The following is a 19,930-nucleotide window of genomic DNA, read 5'->3' on the forward strand; positions in this document are numbered from 1 at the left end:
GGGTCCGGTTTTTTGCATTTAGCGCATAATTTTAATATAATTATAAAGTAGAATGATTGAGTATAACTTTGATTTGAGAAAGGAAATATATGATTTTAGGAACCGGGATTGATTTAGTTAAAAATAGTCGAATTAAGGACTTAATAGAAAAATATGAAGATCGCTTTTTAAAAAAAATTTACACTGAAGCTGAAATAAGATACTGTCAGCAGAAAATAAATTCAGCGCCCCCCTTTGCAGCGCGTTTTGCCGCTAAGGAAGCCGTTTTAAAAGCTCTGGGCACAGGAATGAGAAATAACAGCTGGCAGGACATTGAGGTTTTAAATGACAAACTAGGTAAACCAGAAGTTAAATTATCTGGCAGCACTGCAGTTAGAGCGCAAGAACTTGGAGTAAGCTCAATTTTTATTTCTATTTCTCACGAAAAAGACTTCAGTATTGCTCAGGTTGTTATGGAAGGAGCAGAATAAATGGAAGTTTTAACTCCGACAATGATGGCAAAATGTGATCAGGAAACTATTGAGGCTGGCTGTCCGGAAATTTTACTGATGGAAGCAGCAGCTTATGGTACAGCCAGGCTGGCAGTAGAAATTATAGAAAAAGAATTTGAATCAAAAGCTGAGGCTGAGCTTAAGCTAAGCATTTTAGTTGGTAAGGGAAACAATGGTGGTGATGGCCTGGCTGCAGCTCGAATACTAAAAAATTGGGGTTATCAGCCAGAAATAATTTTAAGTACAGCTGCTAAAGACTTAAAAGGAGTTAACAGTAAAAATTATGAGCTGGCTCTTTTAAACGGGGTTAAAGTTTATCAATTTAATGATTTAAAAGAAAATGAATTTTTGAATTTAATAAAAAATAGTGATTTGATTATCGATGCACTGCTGGGAACTGGAATTAAGGGTGAGCTGAGAGGTAGTGTAAAAAAAATTATTACTCAGATCAACCAGAAACTGAAAAAGAAACCTTTAACACTTGCTGTTGATATACCTTCCGGGATTATCGGAGAAAATGGCAGGATAGCTGGTGAAACCCTAAAGGCAGATTATACAGCCACAATGGCGGCTTATAAGCGAGGTCTGCTTTTATATCCAGGTAGAGACTACAGCGGTCAGATTAGAATAATTAATATTGGAATTCAGCCGGAGACAATTACTCAAAATGGTGATCGACTTAAGGCTTTTGGAGAGCAGGCTGCAGCCAATTTAATACCAAAACGAAAAAATAATGGGCATAAGGGCAGTTTTGGCAAAGTTGCTGTAATTGCAGGTTCTAAAGGAATGACCGGTGCACCTCTTTTGAGTACAAAGGCAGCTTTGCGAAGTGGTGCTGGTCTGGTTTATCTTTTAACTGCAGCAGAGATTGAAGCCCGGACTTCAGTTCAGCTGGAAGAGGTAGTGGGAGTTCCACTGTCTTCAAAAGAGGGAATGATTAGTGCGGATTCCTTTAATGAGATCAGGCAATTTTCGGAAAAAGTGGACCTCATTGCTGCTGGCCCGGGATTGGGTAAAAGTTCTGAAATAACTGATTTGATGGAGAAAATTTTAAAGAATCTGGAACTGCCGCTGATTCTGGATGCAGATGCAGTAAATTCAATTAAGAATCTCAAATTATTAAAAAATTATAAAGGCGAACTTATTTTAACACCTCACCCCGGCGAAATGGCAAATCTGACAGGGATGAGTATTCAGGAAATTAACAATAATCGAATTGAAGTGGCCAGAGATTTTGCCGCTGAATACGGAGTCAATTTAATATTAAAAGGAGCTGCAACTATAACTGCTGCTTCTGATGGTAGAGCTTATATCAACACCAGCGGCTGTAATGGAATGGCTACAGCAGGTAGTGGAGATGTTTTAACAGGCACAGTAGCTGCTCTTCTGGCACAGGGGATGAGCAGTTTTGAGGCTGCAGCCCTTGCTGTTTATCTGCACGGTAAAGCGGGAGAATTTGCAGCAGCTGAAAAGAGTAATTATGCTCTTATTGCATCAGATATAATTGATAATCTGTCGAAGGTCTGGCAGAAATTCGAATAAATTTGTAACCAAAGATCTACAGTACTATTTAAAAGCTAATTTATAAAATAATTTTGAGGAGTTAAAAATGATATTATCAGATAAAACAATTAAAAAAATGCTAGCAAATCAGGAATTGATTATAGATCCGATTGATGAAATGCAGATTCAACCAGCTTCGGTTGATATGAGGCTGGGAGATGATTTTTTAAAAGTAGATGAAAACTCTCTGCCTTTAATGACTTTAAATGATGAAGTTAATTATGAAGAAGTGAGGGGTTCAGAAATTATTATTCCCCCTCATTCATTTTTACTGGCAACAACAAAAGAATATATAAAATTACCCGATAATTTAACTGCTTTTGTGGAAGGAAGAAGTTCAATTGGTAGAATGGGTCTTTTTATTCAAAATGCGGGCTGGGTTGATCCCGGTTTTGAAGGTCAGATTACTCTGGAACTTTATAATGCAAATCGTCTGCCAATTAAATTAGAATCTGACCGCAGAATCTGTCAGCTGGTATTTGCTTCAATGGATAATGAAGCTGACAATCCTTATCGCGGCAAATATCAGGGACAAAAAAATACAGTAGGTACCAGAGTCTTTAAAGATCCAGAAAACAAAAAAAGATAAACCTGGAGGTGTAGTTATGGTAACTTTGGTAATTTCGGAAATAGATAAAAGAATTGGTCCTGGGGATATTGTAGGAGCTTTTATCAATGAAGCCGGGACTGCAAGTGATGATATTGGTAAAATTAATATAGATAAGAGTAAAAATAAGGCAGAAGTAGAAGTGAACTGGGAATCAGCTCCTCAGATTATTAGAGCTATGGATAATAATCAGATCGGAGGAGTTAAAGTTCAGGTAAGTGCTAAGAATCCAGATGATTTAATTGATAAGGAAATTATAAATTACTATAATAAATTTTATGACTTAGTTGATTTGGAGAGACAGGAAGAGATAGACAGACATAAATTAGAAATTAAATATTTATCAGCCAGAGAGAGGCAGGCTAAAGGACGTGCTTTATTAGATCTGCACGGAAAAGATAATGGCAATACCTTTGGTCATCGGCCTTTAGTCAAATTTACTTCAAAATATAAGGGAGAAAAGCTGGCAGAGACTCAAATTACACCGGGAGATCTGGTAATGATCAGTTTAGATAAACCATTACATCCAGATAATCCTACGGGAACTGTAGTAGAAAAGACTTCTTATTCAATTACTGTTGCTTTTGAGAGTCATCCACCTGAATTTATCTATAATAAAGGCGTCAGACTGGATCTCTTTGTTAACGATACTACTTTTCAGAGAATGTTTACTGCTCTTGAAAAAATCAAACACCCTAAAAATGAACTGCAGGAGCACAAAAGAGATATACTGCTGGAAAGAAAAGAGCCTAAAGCTGCAGTTAAAACAGATTTAGAACTCGGTGGTCTCAATCAATCACAAAAAGAGGCTGTAGAAAAAGCGATGGCTGCCGAAGATATCTATTTAATTCAGGGGCCACCTGGAACTGGAAAAACTGTAACTGCAGTCGAGCTGATTGCAGAGGCGGTTGAACAGGGTGATAAAGTTCTGGCAGCTGCAGATTCTAACACAGCAGTTGATAATCTGCTGGAACTGCTGGCCGAAAAAGAATTAAATGTAATTAGAATTGGACATCCAATTAGAGTCAATAAAAAACTGAGACAGCATACTCTTGATGAGGTAGTTATGGAGCATCCGGATTATCTGGAGGCTGAAAAATTAAGAGATGAAGTTTCCGATTTAATAAATAAACAGGAATCATATATCTATCCAGGTGGTAAATACCGCAGAGGTTTATCTGACCAGGAAATTAAAAATTATGCTGAAAAAGATTTAGAACATCATGTAAGAGGAATAAGTCCTGAAGTAATAGATGAGATGGCCAGCTGGCTGGAACTGCAGGAAAAAATAGATAATTATTTTAAGAAAATAGAGAGGCTTGAAAATAAAGCTGTAGATGAACTTTTGGATCAGGCTGATGTAATCTGTACAACCAATATCACTGCCGGATCAGAATTACTTGAAAATAGAAAATTTGATTTAAGTGTAATTGATGAAGCCACTCAGGCAACACAGCCTGCGGCTTTAATTCCTTATCTGAAAGCTGAAAAGACAATTTTAATTGGTGACCACAAGCAGCTGCCGCCAACAGTAGTTAATCAGGAAGCAGCCAAAAACGGATTAAGAGTATCTCTCTTTGAAAAATTGATGGAAATTTATCAGGGGGAGCTTAGTTCACTGCTCAAAACTCAGTACAGAATGAACAGAGAAATTATGGGCTTTTCCAGCATTTACTTTTATAACAATAGTTTAAAAGCTGCTGAATCGGCAGCAGCCCAGAAGTTGAGTGATCTGGGAGTGAAAATAAATGATGAGCACTGTTTTACAGAAAAATCACTTAACTCAGATTATCCTCTGGTATTTCTAGATACAAAAGAGATGAAGGCAAAGGAGAGGTCATTTGAAGGTTCAAATTCTTACGACAATCCGGTTGAATCAGAAATAGTTCTTGATATCCTGGATCGTGCTCTTAAATCATCTCTCTCAGAATCAGATATTGCAGTAATTGCTGCCTATAAGGATCAGGTTGACTTGATTAATCAGCATAATAGTTACGAAAATGTAGAAATAGATACAGTAGATGCTTTTCAGGGAAGAGAAAAAGAAATGATTGTTTTTACTGCTGTCCGCAGCAATTCTGAAAATAATATTGGATTTTTAAGAGATCTGCGCCGACTCAATGTTGCTTTAACCAGAGCCAAAAGGAAAATGATTTTCATTGGAGACAGCAGCACAATTTGTGAGCATGATGCCTATGCAAAACTGCTTAAATATATAAAAAAAAGCGGACTCTATTATAAACTTTAGAACTGTTAATTTAAGAGAAGAAAAGTCATATCCATAATTTATAATTATTTGGATAGCTTTACAGAGCTATAAATATTAAACTCATTCCAGTCATATCAGTAATTAAGCTGGATATTTTGATTGACAGCATTTAATATTTGAGATATAATTACATTATCTAAAAGAGTTCTAAAATCATTTTATAATGAGGTGGTTAATCAGTGGAGAGGCTGCGCCGCAAAAAGAATTTTAGTAAGACTGAAAAAGAAGAAATCGCTAGAGAGATGGTAAAAGGCTATGAAAAAATGGCTGCAGTAAATGAAGATCTTGTTCGAAATGTTTCTCTACTTAAGGATGGGGCTAATTAGTCTCATCTTTTTTCTTAATTATTTTTAAAAATCAAGCTGTAAAATTGATAATTATTCCCTGCATGATATAATAGAAACAGCTTAAAAACAGTGGAGGTGGGTCAGTTGTCCGAAAGCAGAAAACTTAATGTAGAACTGCCAGTCTATCTGGTGGAAGAAATTGAGCGTTATTGTAAAAATAATAATCAGCAGCGAAATAACTTTTTAAATCAAGCAGTTAAATTTTATCTAAAAGAATTGAAAAAAGAAGAAGTTCGTAATCATCTCAGAGATGGATATAAAAAAATGGCCGGTCTTAATCAGCAGTTAGCTGATGAAGGATTATCAAGTGAGTGTTACTCATATTTATGTTATGAACAGAGACTGGTGGAGTGTGAAAAAATTGAAAGTAAAAAGGGGTGATGTTTTTTACGCGAATTTAAATCCAGTCGTTGGCTCTGAACAGGGAGGAGTTAGACCTGTATTAGTTATTCAAAATGATATTGGTAATAAATACAGTCCCACTGTTATTGTTGCTGCTATTACTTCCCGGATTAATAAAGCTAAACTACCGACTCATGTTGAAATACCAGCTGATTATACTAATTTGGATAAAGATTCTGTTATTTTACTGGAGCAGATTAGAACCTTAGACAAAAAAAGACTGCAGCGCCACATTGCACATTTAGGTGAAGATGTGATAGAAGATGTTAATCAATCTATAGAAATAAGTCTGGGCTTAATTGAATTATAATTTTTTCTTAATTGAGCTAAATTTTTCTTCTTGACAGTGTGAAAAAAATATCATATACTTTTGATAGTAATTTTTTATTAACTAAAGTGAAAATTATCACTACAAACTATTTGTGGGAATATTTTACAAATTGCAAAAATGACAAAAATGAGATATTATTTAACTATGGAGGTTAAAAATGAAACTAAAAACTGTCAAGTCTCTTCTTAATACAGACACTATTTTTGAAGCTTCTGCTGAAAAGGATGATCTGGAAGTGAAAAATGCCTGTGGTGCAGATTTGATGAGTGATGTACTTGCTTTTTCAAATGAAAAAACACTTTTGCTTACAGGTTTAACAAATCCCCAGGTTGTTCGAACCGCTGAGATGGTTGGGATTCAGGTTATTATTTTTGTCAGGGGAAAGGATCCACAGATAGAAACAATTTCTCTGGCCAATCAGTTAAATATCTTTTTATATTCCACAGATAAGCCTTTATTTGAAGCCTGTGGTCTTTTGTATAAAAATGGGATTGGTCCGGAAGAGATGAACTTTATAGAAACCTCCAAATAATTGTCGGGAGTTGATTTTGTCTTTGCAAAAACAACAGATATTAAATAAAGAAATTGAAAGCTTTGATTTTCAAAGTGGGGGAGAGGCTTCAAGTGATTTAAAGAATATTCTGCGTAAACTGGGTGTTCCTTCAGCAATAGTTCGTAAGACAGCTATAATTACCTATGAACTTGAGATGAATGTTGTAATTCATTCTCTGGGGGGAGAAATTACAGCTTTGATTTCAGAAGATGAACTTGAAATAAGGGTTGATGACAGTGGCCCGGGAATAGAAGATCTTGATAAGGCTTTTACAGCAGGTTTTTCAACTGCCAGTGATGAAATTAGAGAAATGGGTTTTGGAGCTGGAATGGGCCTTGTTAATGTTAAGCGCTATGCAGATCAAATTGATGTAAAATCATCAAAAGATGATGGAACTCATGTGAAAGTAATAATTAATCTAGCAAATTAACTTTAACTAATCGCAGCAGGAGGTTAATAATGACCAAAAAGCATTCTGTGCTCTTAAAAGAAGAAAAATGTGAGGGATGCACCAATTGTGTAAAGGGATGTCCCACTAAAGCAATTCGAGTTCATCAGGGTAAAGCCTGGATTAAAGAGGATTTATGTATTGATTGTGCAGAGTGTATCAGAGCCTGTGAATATCACGCTAAATACACTAAAACAGATCAACTTGATCAAATCATGGAGTCCTCAGAATATCCTGTTTTATTGATTCCACCCAGTTTTTACAGTCAATTTTCAGCGGGAATTCCTGCACAGAAGATTAAAAAATCAATTATTAATTTAGGTTTTGAGGCAGTTTTTGATGTAGCAGATGCAGCTGCTGCATTATCTCGTAAAACACTTGATTTTTTAAATAATAATTCCGGTAATTATATATCAACATCCTGTCCGGTAATAGTTAGATTAATTAAACTTCAGTATCCTGATTTAATTGAGATGTTAATTCCTCTAAAATCCCCAGTCGAATTGATTGCCGAAAGAGTTGAAAGAAAACTTAAAGAAGAAAAAAATATCGATCCAGATATTTTCTTTTTAACTCCCTGTCCGGCAAAATTAACTACAGTTAAGAGAGCAATTGGTCAGAACAAAAGTTTTTTAACCGGGGCAATTGGGGTAGAAAATATTTATCAAAAGATTTATGAATCACTTGCTGATATTGAGCTGGAAGAGAAAGAGGATCAGCTGATTAGTCTGGCTACAATCTGGGGTAGTGAGGGTGGAGAAGAAGGTATTTTACGTTCCTGGCAGGAGCTAAACACTTTAAGTGTATCCGGGATTAAGAAAGCAAAAAAATTATTAAATGAAATCGAAAGAAACAATATTCCGGAAGCAATCAGGTATTTTGAAATCACTTCCTGTGTGGATGGATGTATTGGGGGAGTGCTGAATGTTATTAATCCATTTCAGGCTCAATTTAACTTAGAAGAAAGAATCAAAAAAATTAGACAGATAACTCAAGAACATAATTTGGTATTAAAAAAAGAAGATGATGAATTTTATAATTTTGCTCTTTCCCAAAAGATTACTGCAGATAATATTTCTAAACTGGATAGTAATTTTAAAAAAGCAATGCAGAAACTTGAACAGCTGCAGAAAGAAATAGATATTTTGCCAGGTTTAGACTGTGCAGCCTGTGGAGCACCGGACTGCAAAACTTTTGCGGAAGATGTGATCAATGAACGAGCCAGCAGAACTGACTGTATATTTATGCTGAGGAAACAGCTCAGTAGACTGGCAGATGATCTTTCAATTCTGGCAAATGAACTTCCGCCGGTTATGGCATCTAAAAAGGAGGAAGCAGATGACAGTTAAAGAACTTGTCGATCAGTTTGATTTAGAAGTAGTAGCTGGTCCAGATTTAAAAAAAGAAATTGACGGAGCCTATATTGGTGATCTTTTGAGCAATGTAATGGCACGAGCAGAAAAAGATAATCTCTGGCTGACTGTTCAGGGGCATCAGAATGTTGTAGCGGTGGCTCTCTTAGTTGAGCTTTCTGCTGTTATTCTGGTAGAAAACTTTGATTATGAAGAAAATGCTGTTCAGAGAGCCTGTCAAAAAGGAGTCAATCTTCTAAAAACTAAGAAAAAAAGTTATGACTTAGCCTGCAGCTTTTGTGAAAGTAATATTTAAATGCAGAAGCTAAGAGCTGACCTGCATCTCCATTCTGTTTTATCTCCCTGTGGTGATTTATTAATGACCCCACTGGAGATAGTAAAAAAAGCAGAAATGCAGGGGATTGAAGTTGTAGCTTTAACAGATCACAATAGTGCAGAAAATGTGGAAGTTTTTAAATACCATTGTGAAAAGCATAATTTGATATGCATTCCGGCAATGGAGGCTGAAACAAAAGAGGAGATACACATCCTCTGCTATTTCCCAGATTTGAAGGCTCTGCTGAAATGGCAGCAGCATATTTATAAAAAGCTGCCGGATCAGGAAAATGATGAAGACTTTTTTGGACCACAGATAAAATGTGACTATAATGATCAATTTCAGAGTAAGGTTAAAAGACTGCTTGCTGCAGCAGCTGACTTAAGTTTAGAAGAATGTCTTGACAGGGTTCAAGAACTGGGAGGTATAGCAGTTCCCTCTCATCTGGACCGAAAACACAGTATTATTTCTCAGCTTGGTTTTATCCCTACCGGGCTTGATATTAAAACAGCTGAGATTTCAAAAAACACTGATCAAGAAAGTGTATTAAAAAAGTTTCCTTTTTTAAAGGAGCTGCAGTTTATGCAGAATTCTGACAGCCATTATCTCAGGGAAATTAAGGCCTATCAGCAGTTGATAGTAAAAGGATTTTCCTTTGCAGAATTTAAAAAGGCTCTGCAGAAAAAAGATGGAAGAAAAATCGAATTAATTTAATTTATCAAGGAGGTAATTATTGATGGCAGAGATGACAGAAGAAAAATTAGCTGAGTATTTAGAACCAGTACAAGAAATTCTATCCCGTTATGAAAAAAAAGAAAGATATTTGATTCCAGTTTTACAGGAAGCTCAGGATGAATATGGATATTTACCGGAAGAGGTAATGAAAGAAATAGCTTTGGGCTTAAATTTATCTTTAAGTCAGGTATATGGAGTGGTGACATTTTACAGTCAGTTCCACCAGCAGCCGCGTGGTAATAATATTATTAGGGTCTGTATGGGGACAGCCTGTCATGTTCGAGGTGGAGAAGGTATCCTAAATGCAATTAAAGATGAACTGGGGATTGATGCAGGAGAGACAACTGATGATTTAGAATTTACTCTTGAATCTGTAGCCTGTATTGGTGCCTGTGGTCTGGCTCCAGTTATTATGATTAATGATGATACTCACGGCCGCTTAACTCCGGAAAAAATTCCTGGTATTATAGCAAAGTATCAGTAAAATGAGAGAATTATCTCTTCACATTTTAGATATTATAGAAAATTCTCGGAAAGCAGAAGCAGATTTAATAAAAATAAAGATTGAAGAAAATCTAACTGACAATCTATTGAAGATTGTTATTGAAGACAATGGTAGTGGAATTGATCAGCATAAATTAGAAAAAATTACTGATCCTTTTATTACTTCAAGAACAACAAGAGAAGTTGGACTTGGTCTTTCTTTATTTAAATCAGCTGCAGAAAGCTGTGAAGGAGATTTTGAAATTGATTCTGAAATTAATCAGGGAACCAGAGTAACTGCCGATTTTAAGTATGATCATATTGACCGAGCTCCCCTGGGAGATATAACTACAACCATTAGTAACTTTGTTGCTTCAAGTGGTGATCAGGTAGATCTTGTTTATCAGCATTATTATCAAGAAAAATGTTTTAAATTTGACACTAGAGAAATTAAATCTGAATTGGAAGACCTTTCAATTCAATCCCGGCAGGTCACTGCCTGGATTAGAGAATATATTGAAGAAAATTTAGCAGAAATTCGCGGAGGTGAAGCTTTTTAATGAAATCTTTAGCTGAGTTAAAAGAATTAAGAAATAAAGTGCAGAAAGAAATGAAAAAGCGTGATCAGGGTACAAGAGCTGAAATTATTGTTGGAATGGGAACCTGTGGTATTGCAGCAGGTGCCAGAGATATTTTAAAGGCTGTACTGGCTGAGATTGAAAAACGTGATCTGGATGTTCGAGTAACCCAGACTGGCTGTATAGGTATGTGTGAAAAAGAGCCGCTGATCGATGTTAAGCTGCCAGGCAAAGAAAAAATTACTTACGGAAATTTAAGTGAAGCTGACGTACAAAAAATTATTACAGAGCATGTAGTTAACGGCAATATAGTTAGTGATTTAGTAATCGCCAGACACAAATAAGAATAATAAGGAGGCACTTGTAAATGAAGGATTCTATTTATCGTTCCCATGTATTAATCTGTACAGGAACAGGATGTGTATCATCTGGAGCTAATACTTTAAAAGAATCTCTTGAAGAAGAGTTAGCTGCAAATGATTTAAGTGGAGAAATAAAAATTGTAGAAACTGGCTGCCATGGATTTTGTGAAAAAGGACCAATAATGATCGTTTATCCAGAAGGTGTATTTTACTGTGAGGTGCAGTCAGATGATGTAGCAGAAATTGTAGAAGAACATCTTTTAAAAGGTAGAACAGTAGAAAGACTGCTCTTTAAAGAACCAATGACAGATGAGCAGATTCCATCCTATCAGGATATCGATTTTTATAAAAAACAACAGCGGATTGCGCTGGCTAACTGTGGTCAAATAGATCCAGAAGATATTGATGAATATATTGCCCTGGGTGGATATGAAGCAGCAGGAAAAGTTTTAACCGAAATGGACCCCCAGGAAGTAGTTGATACTGTAAAAGACGCTGGTCTTCGCGGTCGTGGTGGTGGAGGATTTCCAACCGGTTTAAAATGGCAGTTTGCCAAAAATTCTGAGGGAGATAAAAAGTACGTTATCTGTAATGCAGATGAGGGAGATCCGGGTGCTTTTATGGACCGCAGTATTTTGGAAGGAGACCCCCACAGAATTATCGAAGGAATGTTAGTTGCAGCTTATGCTATTGGAGCAGATGAGGGTTATGTTTATGTTAGAGCAGAATATCCACTGGCAATTAAACGTCTGGAAAAAGCAATAGAGGATGCTGAAGAATATGGTCTTTTAGGTGAAAATATTTTCAGCAGTGGCTTTAATTTTAAACTTCATATCAAAAAAGGTGCGGGAGCCTTTGTTTGTGGTGAGGAAACAGCCTTAATGAACTCAATTGAAGGTAAAAGAGGTATGCCCACACCAAGGCCTCCATATCCAGCTGTAAGAGGACTCTGGGGTAAACCTACTAACATCAATAATGTAGAAACCTATGCAAATATTCCATATATAATAAATGAAGGAGCAGATAGCTTCTCTGCGATTGGTACTGAGGGTAGTTCAGGAACCAAGGTTTTTGCTTTAACTGGAAAAATTAATAACACTGGTTTAGTTGAAGTTCCAATGGGGACAACACTAAAAGAAGTTATTTTCGAGATCGGTGGTGGACTTGGTAAGGGCAAAAAATTCAAAGCTGTACAGACTGGTGGTCCATCCGGTGGTTGTTTACCTGAAGATTATTTAGACCTGCCGATTGATTATGATTCACTGCTTGATGCCGGAACAATGATGGGTTCTGGTGGTATGGTTGTTATGGATGAAGATTCCTGCATGGTTGATGTAGCAAGGTTCTTCTTAAACTTTACCCAGAGTGAATCCTGTGGTAAATGTACTCCCTGTCGTGAGGGAACAAAAAGAATGTTAGAGATTTTAAATAGAATTACTGACGGTGAAGGTAAAGATGGAGATATTGAGTTATTACTTGAGCTGGGAGAGCATATAAAGAGTACTTCACTCTGTGGTCTTGGCCAGTCTGCTCCCAACCCTGTTTTAAGTACAATCAGATATTTCCGGGATGAGTATGAAGCTCATATTCATGATCACAACTGTCCAGCTGGTGTCTGTTCTGACTTAGTAAGTGCCTATGTTATTGATGAAGAAGCCTGTATAGGCTGTGGAAAATGTGCTAAGGTATGTCCGGTAGATGCAATTAGTGGAGAAATTAAGAGTCCATTTATAATAGATCCAGATGTTTGTATTGCCTGTGGGGCCTGTGAGCCAGAATGTCCTGTAGATGCAATTTCACAGGCATAAACTCTGATAATAGGAGGGAAATTAATGAGCAAAGTTAAACTAACTATAGATAAGCAAACTGTTGAAGTAGAAGAAGATAGTACGATTTTAGATGCGGCAAAGGAAATCGGAGTAGAGATTCCTGTACTCTGTTATCATCCTGATTTAAGTCTGCATGGTGCCTGCCGTGTCTGTGTGGTTGAAGATGAAGAAAGTGGAAGACTTCTTGCTTCCTGTGCAACACCTGTAACTGAAGGAATGCAGATTAATACCAGAAGTATGAAGGCCAGAAAAGCTAGAAGAAAAAATGTTGAATTATTACTGGCCAATCATCCTAATGACTGTCTTGGCTGTGATCGCAATGGGCACTGTGAACTGCAGGATATTACTTATGAATTAGGTATTCAAAAAGAAGATGTTGAAAAATATGCCGGAGAAAAAAGTGAATATGATTTAGATACAGTTGGACCTGCTCTAAAAAGAGATCCTAATAAATGTATTCTCTGCGGCCGTTGTGTCCGGATCTGTGAAGAAGTTCAGGGGGTTTCTGCTCTACAGTTTACTCAGCGGGGCTTTGATTCAATAGTAACTACAGCTTTTGATCTGCCTCAGGCGGAAATTAATTGTGCTAACTGTGGTCAGTGTGCCACTGTTTGTCCGGTAGGTGCAATTACTGAGATGAGTGAAATTGATAAGGTCTGGAAAGCTTTAGAAGATGAAGATAAACATGTAATTGTCCAAACTGCCCCCTCTGTTCAGGCGACCCTTGGCGAAGAATTTGGAATGGAAACTGGCACAGTAGTGACCGGTAAAATGGTTGCGGCCTTAAGAAGACTTGGTTTTGACCAGGTATTCTCAACTGATTTTGCTGCTGATCTAACTATCTTAGAAGAGGGAAGTGAATTTTTAAAGAAGTTAAATGGTGAGGGTGAGCTACCTCATATTACTTCCTGCTGTCCTGGCTGGGTTAAATATGCTGAGCATAATTATTCAGATCTATTACCTCATTTATCTTCAGCTAAGTCACCAATGCAGATGTTTTCTGCTTTAGGTAAAACATATTATCCAGAGCAGACCGGTATTGATCCCGAAAAGATTTATACAGTTGCAGTAATGCCCTGTACAGCCAAGAAATTTGAAAAAGATAGAGAAGAGATGCAGTCCAGTGGTTATAAAGATACAGATGCAGTATTAACAACCAGGGAATTTGCTCGGATGATCAAAGAAATGGGCATTAATTTCAATGTGCTTCCAGAAGAAGATTTTGATGAGCTGATGGGTGAGTCAACTGGTGCCGGGACTATTTTTGGTACGACCGGTGGAGTTACAGAAGCAGCGGTAAGAACCGTTAAAGAAAAATTAACTGGGGAGCCTCTAGAAAGACTTAACCTGGGTTTTAGAGGTATCAACCAGGCTGAGCTGAGAATCGGAGATAGGCTGGTTAAAGTTGGTATAGCTAATGGACTTGGTAATGCTGAAAAGTTATTAGATAAAGTTCGGGCGGGTGAATGTGATTTAGACTTCATTGAGATTATGGCCTGTCCTCACGGTTGTGTTGGTGGTGGTGGGCAGCCGCGTCCAGCAACAAATGAGAAGAAAGAGAAACGTGCTCAGGGACTGGCAAATATTGATGACAGCAGTAAGATCAGAAAATCACATGAGAATCCTCAGATTCTTAAACTCTACGAAGAGTTTTTAGGTGAACCTTTAGGTGGAGAATCACACCACTTACTGCACACAAAATATAAGGCAAGACCAAAAAATTAATAGCTGTTCTTAGATATTCTAAAATTAAATATGTTAGTATTAATGAAAGTCGTTCTGGTGAAATTTCATCAGAGCGGCTTTTTTGTTTTTGATAGAAATTACTGTATATTATTGATTATCTTGACAACAAAACTCCAGTTGAGTATAATTAAGAGTAGAGTTAATATTCACAAAATTTAACCCCGTTTACTATTATTTATATTAATTATTAATTAGGGGAATATTTAGTGGGGGAGGGAAATTAACAGTAAATTGTTTTAATTTATCTGACTAAAATAACAGGGAGGTTGATTTAATTGAAAAAATTATTTTCTCAATTACAGCGTATTGGTAAATCTCTGATGCTTCCAATCGCGGTCTTACCTGCAGCAGCTTTATTACTCAGGCTGGGTGCTGGTGATGTTTTTGATATTCCATTTGTTATGGCTGCCGGTTCTGCAATTTTTGATAATCTGGCCTTATTATTTGGTATTGGTGTTGCAGTTGGTATTGCTCATGACAGTTCTGGTTCAGCAGGTCTGGCTGGTGCAGTTGGTTATCTGGTAATTACTAATGGTACTCAGGCAATTAATCCTGATATCAATATGGGAGTTTTAGCCGGTATTATAGGTGGTTTAACTGCTGGTGCACTTTATAACCGCTATCATGATATTCAATTACCTGACTTCTTAGGCTTTTTTGGCGGCAGACGTTTTGTTCCAATTGTAACCGGGGCAGCAGCTGTTGTTCTGGCAGGAATATTTGGTTTTATCTGGCCTCCAATTCAGAATATAATTCAGGCTGCAGGTCAGTGGATAATTGATGCTGGAGCAGTTGGAGTTTTCGTTTATGGATTTTTAAATCGACTATTAATTCCACTTGGGCTGCACCATGTAATTAACAGCTTTATCTGGTTTGTATTTGGCGAATTTACTACTGCAGCTGGAGAAGTAGTTACTGGAGATTTATCTAGATTTTTTGCGGGAGACCCCTCAGCGGGATTCTTTATGTCCGGATTTTTCCCAATGATGATGTTTGGCCTGCCTGCTGCAGCATTAGCGATGTACCATGCTGCTAAACCGGAAAATAAAGCAGCAGTTTCCGGTATCTTTTTAAGTGTAGGTTTAACTTCATTTTTGACCGGTATTACAGAACCGATTGAATTTGCCTTTATGTTTCTGGCTCCAGTTTTATATTTAATTCATGCTATCTTAACAGGTTTATCACTTGTTGTTACTTATGTACTGGGAATCCAGCATGGATTTGGTTTTTCTGCCGGGGCTATTGACTATTTTCTAAATTATGGACTTGCAACCAGGCCGATAATGATTATTCCAATTGGTTTAGTATTTTTTGCGGTTTATTATTTCTTATTCCGCTTTGCTATCCAAAAATTTGATATACCAACTCCCGGTCGTCTGGATACTGAAGCTGCAAGTACAGATGTTAGTGTAATGCCCGAATCTCAGCAGCAGAAGCAGCACTCATTTGAAACTCGGGGTAAAGGTGAAAATAAACCGAGAGCTTATATAGAGGCGCTGGGTGGTAAAGATAATATTAAAACTGTAGATGCCTGTATTACAAGACTTCGCCTTGAGCTTAGAGACACCGGCAAAATTGACGAAAAGACCCTGCAGGAGCTGGGTGCAACTGGGGTATTGAAAGCTAATAAAAATAATGCTCAGGTTGTAGTTGGTACAAAAGCAGAAATGATTGCTGATGATATCAAACAGGAACTAAAATTAATGCAGGAATAAATAGATAAATTAAGCAAAGTAGCCGGGGATTTATCTCCGGCTTTAATTTTCATAAAAACTAAAATATTAGAAAGGGAGATAAAGATGGCTAAAAGACTTTTGAGTTCAAATAGTTCTGAACTATTAAGTTACAGCAAAGAAGAGCTGCTGCAGTCAATAAAACTGTCAGAGGGAAGAACTATTATCTCCGAAGTGATTGGAGAAGAATCTTTATTTAGAGATGTTAGTAATGCAGAAGTAGCAGCAGCCTTTGGCGCAGATATTTTACTGTTAAATTTATTTGATTTAAATCAGCCTAATTTCAAAAATATTAAAGCCGGTAGTGCTGCCGAAATAGTCGAGTCAATAAAAAAATTAACCGGGCGACCTCTGGGGATAAATCTGGAACCTGTCAGTAGAGATAATGCTCAGTCAGATAATTTTATAGAGTTAAGCTCTGGACGTAAAGCCACCTTAAATAACATTGAAAAGGCTGTTAAAGCAGGTTTTAATATGATTACTTTTACCGGTAACCCTTCGGTCGGAGTCAGCAATCAGGCAATAATTGAGGCTGTTAAAATGGCCGATCAGAATTTCGGAGATCAGATCATAATAACTGCAGGTAAGATGCATATGGCAGGAATAGATGAAGAATATCTGGCAGCTAAATATATCGATTCTTTAATTTCAGCCGGAACAGATATTATTCTGCTTCCTGCAGCCGGTACTGTGCCTGGAATAGATGTAAATTCCTTAAAAGAAATAATAAGGCTAATTCATAATCGGGGTAAACTTGCCCTAACAGCAATTGGAACTTCTCAGGAAAGCTCTGAGCCAGAAACAATTAGAGAAATCGCTCTGATGAGTAAGATGGCTGGTGCAGATATCCAGCATATTGGCGATGCGGCTTATGGTGGGATAGCAATACCGGAGAACATTTTGAGCTTATCGAAAACAATTAGAGGAAAGCGCCACAGCTACCGCAGAATGGCCCTTTCAATCAATCGTTAACAATTATTAAATTATTTTACTCAATAATTTTTAGCTTTAAACCGATTTACTAAATCGATTTATTATTATTTTTAAAAAGACTTGAAAAAGTTCACAAATACTGTTATTATTAAAGAAATGAATAATTTATAGAGTGTAACTGTTAAATCAGGCATAATCTAGGAAGGGATATTTTTAATTTGTTGAGAAAAATTTATCTTTTTCTGGATTTTTTTAATCTATTAGATATTAAATCTGATTTTTGCCAGTGATCTGCAATTTTTTGAGGGGGCATTTATGGCTGCAGCTGAGAAATTTAAAATAAAAAAGATCTTTAATAATAATGTTATTCTGGCAGAAGAAATTTCTTCTAAAAGAGAAATGATTTTGATTGGCAGAGGAATTGGCTTCTCAAGAAAAACTGGTGATCAGTTTTTGAAATCAGAACTTAAAATTGATAAAGAATTTGCACCGATTAAAGGTGAAAAAAGAGAAAACTACATTCAATTATTAGAGGAAGTAGATAGTAAGGTAATAGGAATAACCGAAGAAATAATTGCAATGGCCAGTTCTGAGTTAAATGAGGAGCTGGATCAGCATATCAGGATCGGGCTTGCCGATCATATAGCTTTTTCTTTAAAAAGAATTAAAGATGGAATAGAGGTGGCTAATCCCTTTTTAGCGGAAACAAGAACCCTTTATAACAAAGAATATAGTCTGGCAGAAAAAGCTGTAGAGATGATTTCTGATAGATTTAATTTAGCTGTACCCGAAAGTGAAGTAGGATTTATAACCCTTCATATTCACGGTGCCAGGAATGAAAGAGGAATTTCTAAAACTTTAAAAAATACTTCTCTGATTAAAGAGCTGGTAACAGAGGTGGAGAGCGAACTCGGGCAGGAGTTAAGTTATGAGAGTCTTAATTATGCAAGATTAGTCAATCATCTGCGCTTTGCTCTCGAGAGAATAGAAACTGAGGCTTCAAATCCCAATCCACTTTTAGAAGATATTAAAGAGAATTTTAAATTTTCCTTTAAAGTAGCAGAAAAACTTGCTAAAATAATAGAAGATAAATTTAACTGTCAGGTGCCGGAAAGCGAAAAGGGTTATTTAGCGCTGCATTTGCACAGATTAAAAAGAGATTTAGATATTTAATTAAGAATTTACTATTTGTATAATAGGAGCTGTTTTGGCTCATCAAAATAAAATATAAATTTATTTAAGCGGCGTGTTACTGTTCAATCAGGCAAAAGCCGATTAGATAGCGGACTAAAATTATTGGTCTCAGTCTATCTAGTCGGCTTTTTTGCTTTTATATATATTTTTCATCTATAATAATTATAATTTTAAAAGGGAGGAAATTTTTTAATGAAAGGTTTTAAGAAGTTACAAAAAGTTGGTAAGGCGTTAATGACACCTGTTTCAGTTTTGCCAGCAGCAGGTATTTTAGTTGCTCTGGGAAGAATGCTGCAGGAACAGAGTGGTCTTGTTTTTGATGTTGGTGAGGTAATGTTTAACAGTGGAATTGCAATTTTTGAGCAGCTGCCCCTAATTTTTGCTTTAGGTGTGGCTATTGGTTTTGCTGGTGATGCTGTTGCAGCACTTGCTGCCGGTGTAGGATTTACAGTCTACGCAAAAGTGCTTGATGTAATGGCTGGAGTAATTAATATTTCAGAAAGAACAGGCGGAAGTATTGAAGCAATCAATACCGGAGTTTTTGGAGGTATTGTTGTGGGAATAATAGCTGCTCAGATGTACAAAAAGTTTCACAGTACTGAACTACCTCCATATTTAGGCTTTTTTGCTGGTAAGAGGCTGGTTCCAATTGTTACAGCAGCAGGTTCTGTGCTGGCTGGTGTTGCTCTGGCTTTTATCTGGCCTCCGATTCAGATTCAAATTAATCAATTTGCTCGTTTTGCAATGAATTCTGCTATTGGACCGGCACTCTATGCAGCAGGTAAGAGAGCCTTAATTCCTGTTGGTTTACATCATGTTTATTATCCACCTTTTCTCTATGAATTTGGACGCTTTACAACCGAAGCAGGTCAGGTTTTAAGAGGAGAAACCGCGAGATTTTTTGCCGGAGACCCTACGGCCGGGCGTTTTATGGCTGCTGAGTTTCCACTGATGTTATTTGCTCTTCCATCTGCCTGTCTGGCTATGTATTTGAGAGCTAAAAATAAAGTTAAGGTTGCAGGTATGTTAACAACTGCTGCTATAACTTCTTTTTTAACAGGAATCACAGAACCAATTGAATTCTCATTTATCTTTGTTGCTCCACCACTTTATTTATTTCATGTAGTGGGTGGATTTATTTCTGGACTTTTAACTAATTTCTTTGACATTAGAATAGGCTATACTTTTTCTGCCAGTGCTATTGACTATGTTTTGAGTTTATCAAATCTGGGTAATCCAATGATGTTCTGGCTTGTTGTTGGCCCAATAATGGCTGTCTTATATTTTACAGTCTTCTACTTTACAATTCCACTTTTCAATTTTGAAACTCCAGGCCGCGGCAGTGATGCAGTTGAAGCAGAAAACGAAGCTCCAGTTAATAAAGATCAAAGAGCTGCAGATGTATTAGCTGCTTTAGGCGGAAGTGAAAATCTAGAAAGTGTAGATGCCTGTATCACAAGGTTAAGACTGGAAGTTGTTGATAATTCAATAATTGACGAAAAAGAGCTGAAAAAATTAGGTGCTTCGGGAGTTATGAAATCAGGCAGCAGCGTGCAGGTTGTATTTGGGCCTGAGTCTGATGCTTTAAAAGATAAAATTAAAAACATAATGTAAATTAATTCTAGTTGTTTAAAATA

At 36.8% G+C, this 19,930-nt stretch carries 21 protein-coding genes; all 21 read left to right on the forward strand.

Annotated elements, in window-relative coordinates; all coding sequences use genetic code 11:
* Positions 1 to 89: 89 nt before the first annotated feature.
* The 21 genes from acpS to C8C76_RS04625 all read left to right on the forward strand — a co-directional run bounded on the left by acpS (position 90) and on the right by C8C76_RS04625 (position 19,907).
* Positions 90 to 470 (forward strand): holo-ACP synthase, encoded by a 381-nt coding sequence (acpS, locus tag C8C76_RS04530; protein WP_108139048.1) that lies wholly within the window; start codon positions 90 to 92, stop codon positions 468 to 470.
* A complete protein-coding gene (locus tag C8C76_RS04535; RefSeq protein WP_108139050.1) occupies positions 471 to 2,033 on the forward strand; it encodes an NAD(P)H-hydrate dehydratase in 1,563 nt (520 codons plus the stop codon).
* A 67-nt stretch (positions 2,034 to 2,100) separates the two neighbouring features.
* Positions 2,101 to 2,643, forward strand: a complete 543-nt coding sequence (dcd, locus tag C8C76_RS04540) for a dCTP deaminase (protein WP_108139052.1) — start codon at positions 2,101 to 2,103, stop codon at positions 2,641 to 2,643.
* Positions 2,644 to 2,659: 16 nt separating this feature from the next.
* Positions 2,660 to 4,909 (forward strand): IGHMBP2 family helicase, encoded by a 2,250-nt coding sequence (locus C8C76_RS04545; protein WP_108139054.1) that lies wholly within the window; start codon positions 2,660 to 2,662, stop codon positions 4,907 to 4,909.
* 200 nt (positions 4,910 to 5,109) lie between these two features.
* A complete protein-coding gene (locus C8C76_RS15080; protein ID WP_166637079.1) occupies positions 5,110 to 5,256 on the forward strand; it encodes a hypothetical protein in 147 nt (48 codons plus the stop codon).
* A gap of 96 nt (positions 5,257 to 5,352) precedes the next feature.
* Positions 5,353 to 5,658: a CopG family transcriptional regulator gene (locus tag C8C76_RS04550; RefSeq protein WP_243733887.1), complete on the forward strand. Its 306-nt coding sequence runs from the start codon at positions 5,353 to 5,355 to the stop codon at positions 5,656 to 5,658.
* Entirely contained in the window at positions 5,639 to 5,989 is a 351-nt protein-coding gene (locus tag C8C76_RS04555; protein ID WP_108139058.1) for a type II toxin-antitoxin system PemK/MazF family toxin, read from the forward strand. Before C8C76_RS04550 ends, C8C76_RS04555 begins: the two co-directional genes overlap by 20 nt.
* Before the next feature lie 178 nt (positions 5,990 to 6,167).
* Complete coding sequence (locus C8C76_RS04560) at positions 6,168 to 6,542, forward strand: hypothetical protein (protein ID WP_108139060.1); 375 nt, start codon at positions 6,168 to 6,170, stop codon at positions 6,540 to 6,542.
* Between the two features lie 22 nt (positions 6,543 to 6,564).
* Complete coding sequence (locus tag C8C76_RS04565) at positions 6,565 to 6,993, forward strand: ATP-binding protein (protein WP_243733873.1); 429 nt, start codon at positions 6,565 to 6,567, stop codon at positions 6,991 to 6,993.
* A gap of 29 nt (positions 6,994 to 7,022) precedes the next feature.
* A complete protein-coding gene (locus C8C76_RS04570) occupies positions 7,023 to 8,360 on the forward strand; it encodes a [Fe-Fe] hydrogenase large subunit C-terminal domain-containing protein (RefSeq protein ID WP_108139064.1) in 1,338 nt (445 codons plus the stop codon).
* On the forward strand, positions 8,350 to 8,679 hold the full coding sequence (locus C8C76_RS04575) for a DRTGG domain-containing protein (RefSeq protein ID WP_108139066.1): 330 nt from the start codon (positions 8,350 to 8,352) through the stop codon (positions 8,677 to 8,679). The genes C8C76_RS04570 and C8C76_RS04575 overlap by 11 nt, the downstream gene beginning before the upstream one ends.
* The gene (locus tag C8C76_RS04580) at positions 8,680 to 9,414 is read left to right on the forward strand and encodes a PHP domain-containing protein (RefSeq protein WP_108139068.1); all 735 of its coding nucleotides are present in this window, start codon (positions 8,680 to 8,682) and stop codon (positions 9,412 to 9,414) included. It abuts the gene before it with no gap.
* Positions 9,415 to 9,436: 22 nt separating this feature from the next.
* A complete protein-coding gene (gene nuoE, locus C8C76_RS04585; protein WP_108139070.1) occupies positions 9,437 to 9,919 on the forward strand; it encodes an NADH-quinone oxidoreductase subunit NuoE in 483 nt (160 codons plus the stop codon).
* A 1-nt stretch (position 9,920) separates the two neighbouring features.
* Positions 9,921 to 10,478: an ATP-binding protein gene (locus C8C76_RS04590; RefSeq protein ID WP_108139072.1), complete on the forward strand. Its 558-nt coding sequence runs from the start codon at positions 9,921 to 9,923 to the stop codon at positions 10,476 to 10,478.
* Positions 10,478 to 10,840, forward strand: a complete 363-nt coding sequence (locus C8C76_RS04595) for a (2Fe-2S) ferredoxin domain-containing protein (protein ID WP_108139074.1) — start codon at positions 10,478 to 10,480, stop codon at positions 10,838 to 10,840. The genes C8C76_RS04590 and C8C76_RS04595 overlap by 1 nt, the downstream gene beginning before the upstream one ends.
* A gap of 23 nt (positions 10,841 to 10,863) precedes the next feature.
* A complete protein-coding gene (gene nuoF, locus C8C76_RS04600) occupies positions 10,864 to 12,666 on the forward strand; it encodes an NADH-quinone oxidoreductase subunit NuoF (RefSeq protein WP_108139076.1) in 1,803 nt (600 codons plus the stop codon).
* 24 nt (positions 12,667 to 12,690) lie between these two features.
* The gene (locus C8C76_RS04605) at positions 12,691 to 14,412 is read left to right on the forward strand and encodes an NADH-dependent [FeFe] hydrogenase, group A6 (protein ID WP_108139078.1); all 1,722 of its coding nucleotides are present in this window, start codon (positions 12,691 to 12,693) and stop codon (positions 14,410 to 14,412) included.
* 341 nt (positions 14,413 to 14,753) lie between these two features.
* Positions 14,754 to 16,148, forward strand: a complete 1,395-nt coding sequence (gene nagE / locus C8C76_RS04610) for an N-acetylglucosamine-specific PTS transporter subunit IIBC (RefSeq protein ID WP_375135250.1) — start codon at positions 14,754 to 14,756, stop codon at positions 16,146 to 16,148.
* Positions 16,149 to 16,232: 84 nt separating this feature from the next.
* Complete coding sequence (locus C8C76_RS04615) at positions 16,233 to 17,138, forward strand: DUF7916 family protein (RefSeq protein ID WP_108139082.1); 906 nt, start codon at positions 16,233 to 16,235, stop codon at positions 17,136 to 17,138.
* 276 nt (positions 17,139 to 17,414) lie between these two features.
* On the forward strand, positions 17,415 to 18,272 hold the full coding sequence (glcT, locus tag C8C76_RS04620) for a glucose PTS transporter transcription antiterminator GlcT (protein ID WP_108139084.1): 858 nt from the start codon (positions 17,415 to 17,417) through the stop codon (positions 18,270 to 18,272).
* Positions 18,273 to 18,485: 213 nt separating this feature from the next.
* Complete coding sequence (locus tag C8C76_RS04625) at positions 18,486 to 19,907, forward strand: PTS transporter subunit EIIC (protein WP_108139086.1); 1,422 nt, start codon at positions 18,486 to 18,488, stop codon at positions 19,905 to 19,907.
* Positions 19,908 to 19,930: the final 23 nt, after the last annotated feature.

The sequence above is a fragment of the Halanaerobium saccharolyticum genome (assembly GCF_003053565.1).
Lineage (GTDB): Bacteria > Bacillota > Halanaerobiia > Halanaerobiales > Halanaerobiaceae > Halanaerobium > Halanaerobium saccharolyticum_B.

Bases quoted from the DNA above. Each gene is read 5' to 3' on its own strand.
- acpS (WP_108139048.1), top strand. From the start codon at position 90: ATGATTTTAGGAACCGGGATTGATTTAGTTAAAAATAGTCGAATTAAG.
- C8C76_RS04535 (WP_108139050.1), top strand. From the start codon at position 471: ATGGAAGTTTTAACTCCGACAATGATGGCAAAATGTGATCAGGAAACT.
- dcd (WP_108139052.1), top strand. From the start codon at position 2,101: ATGATATTATCAGATAAAACAATTAAAAAAATGCTAGCAAATCAGGAA.
- C8C76_RS04545 (WP_108139054.1), top strand. From the start codon at position 2,660: ATGGTAACTTTGGTAATTTCGGAAATAGATAAAAGAATTGGTCCTGGG.
- C8C76_RS04560 (WP_108139060.1), top strand. From the start codon at position 6,168: ATGAAACTAAAAACTGTCAAGTCTCTTCTTAATACAGACACTATTTTT.
- C8C76_RS04570 (WP_108139064.1), top strand. From the start codon at position 7,023: ATGACCAAAAAGCATTCTGTGCTCTTAAAAGAAGAAAAATGTGAGGGA.
- C8C76_RS04575 (WP_108139066.1), top strand. From the start codon at position 8,350: ATGACAGTTAAAGAACTTGTCGATCAGTTTGATTTAGAAGTAGTAGCT.
- C8C76_RS04580 (WP_108139068.1), top strand. From the start codon at position 8,680: ATGCAGAAGCTAAGAGCTGACCTGCATCTCCATTCTGTTTTATCTCCC.
- nuoE (WP_108139070.1), top strand. From the start codon at position 9,437: ATGGCAGAGATGACAGAAGAAAAATTAGCTGAGTATTTAGAACCAGTA.
- C8C76_RS04590 (WP_108139072.1), top strand. From the start codon at position 9,921: ATGAGAGAATTATCTCTTCACATTTTAGATATTATAGAAAATTCTCGG.
- C8C76_RS04595 (WP_108139074.1), top strand. From the start codon at position 10,478: ATGAAATCTTTAGCTGAGTTAAAAGAATTAAGAAATAAAGTGCAGAAA.
- nuoF (WP_108139076.1), top strand. From the start codon at position 10,864: ATGAAGGATTCTATTTATCGTTCCCATGTATTAATCTGTACAGGAACA.
- C8C76_RS04605 (WP_108139078.1), top strand. From the start codon at position 12,691: ATGAGCAAAGTTAAACTAACTATAGATAAGCAAACTGTTGAAGTAGAA.
- nagE (WP_375135250.1), top strand. From the start codon at position 14,754: ATGCTTCCAATCGCGGTCTTACCTGCAGCAGCTTTATTACTCAGGCTG.
- C8C76_RS04615 (WP_108139082.1), top strand. From the start codon at position 16,233: ATGGCTAAAAGACTTTTGAGTTCAAATAGTTCTGAACTATTAAGTTAC.
- glcT (WP_108139084.1), top strand. From the start codon at position 17,415: ATGGCTGCAGCTGAGAAATTTAAAATAAAAAAGATCTTTAATAATAAT.
- C8C76_RS04625 (WP_108139086.1), top strand. From the start codon at position 18,486: ATGAAAGGTTTTAAGAAGTTACAAAAAGTTGGTAAGGCGTTAATGACA.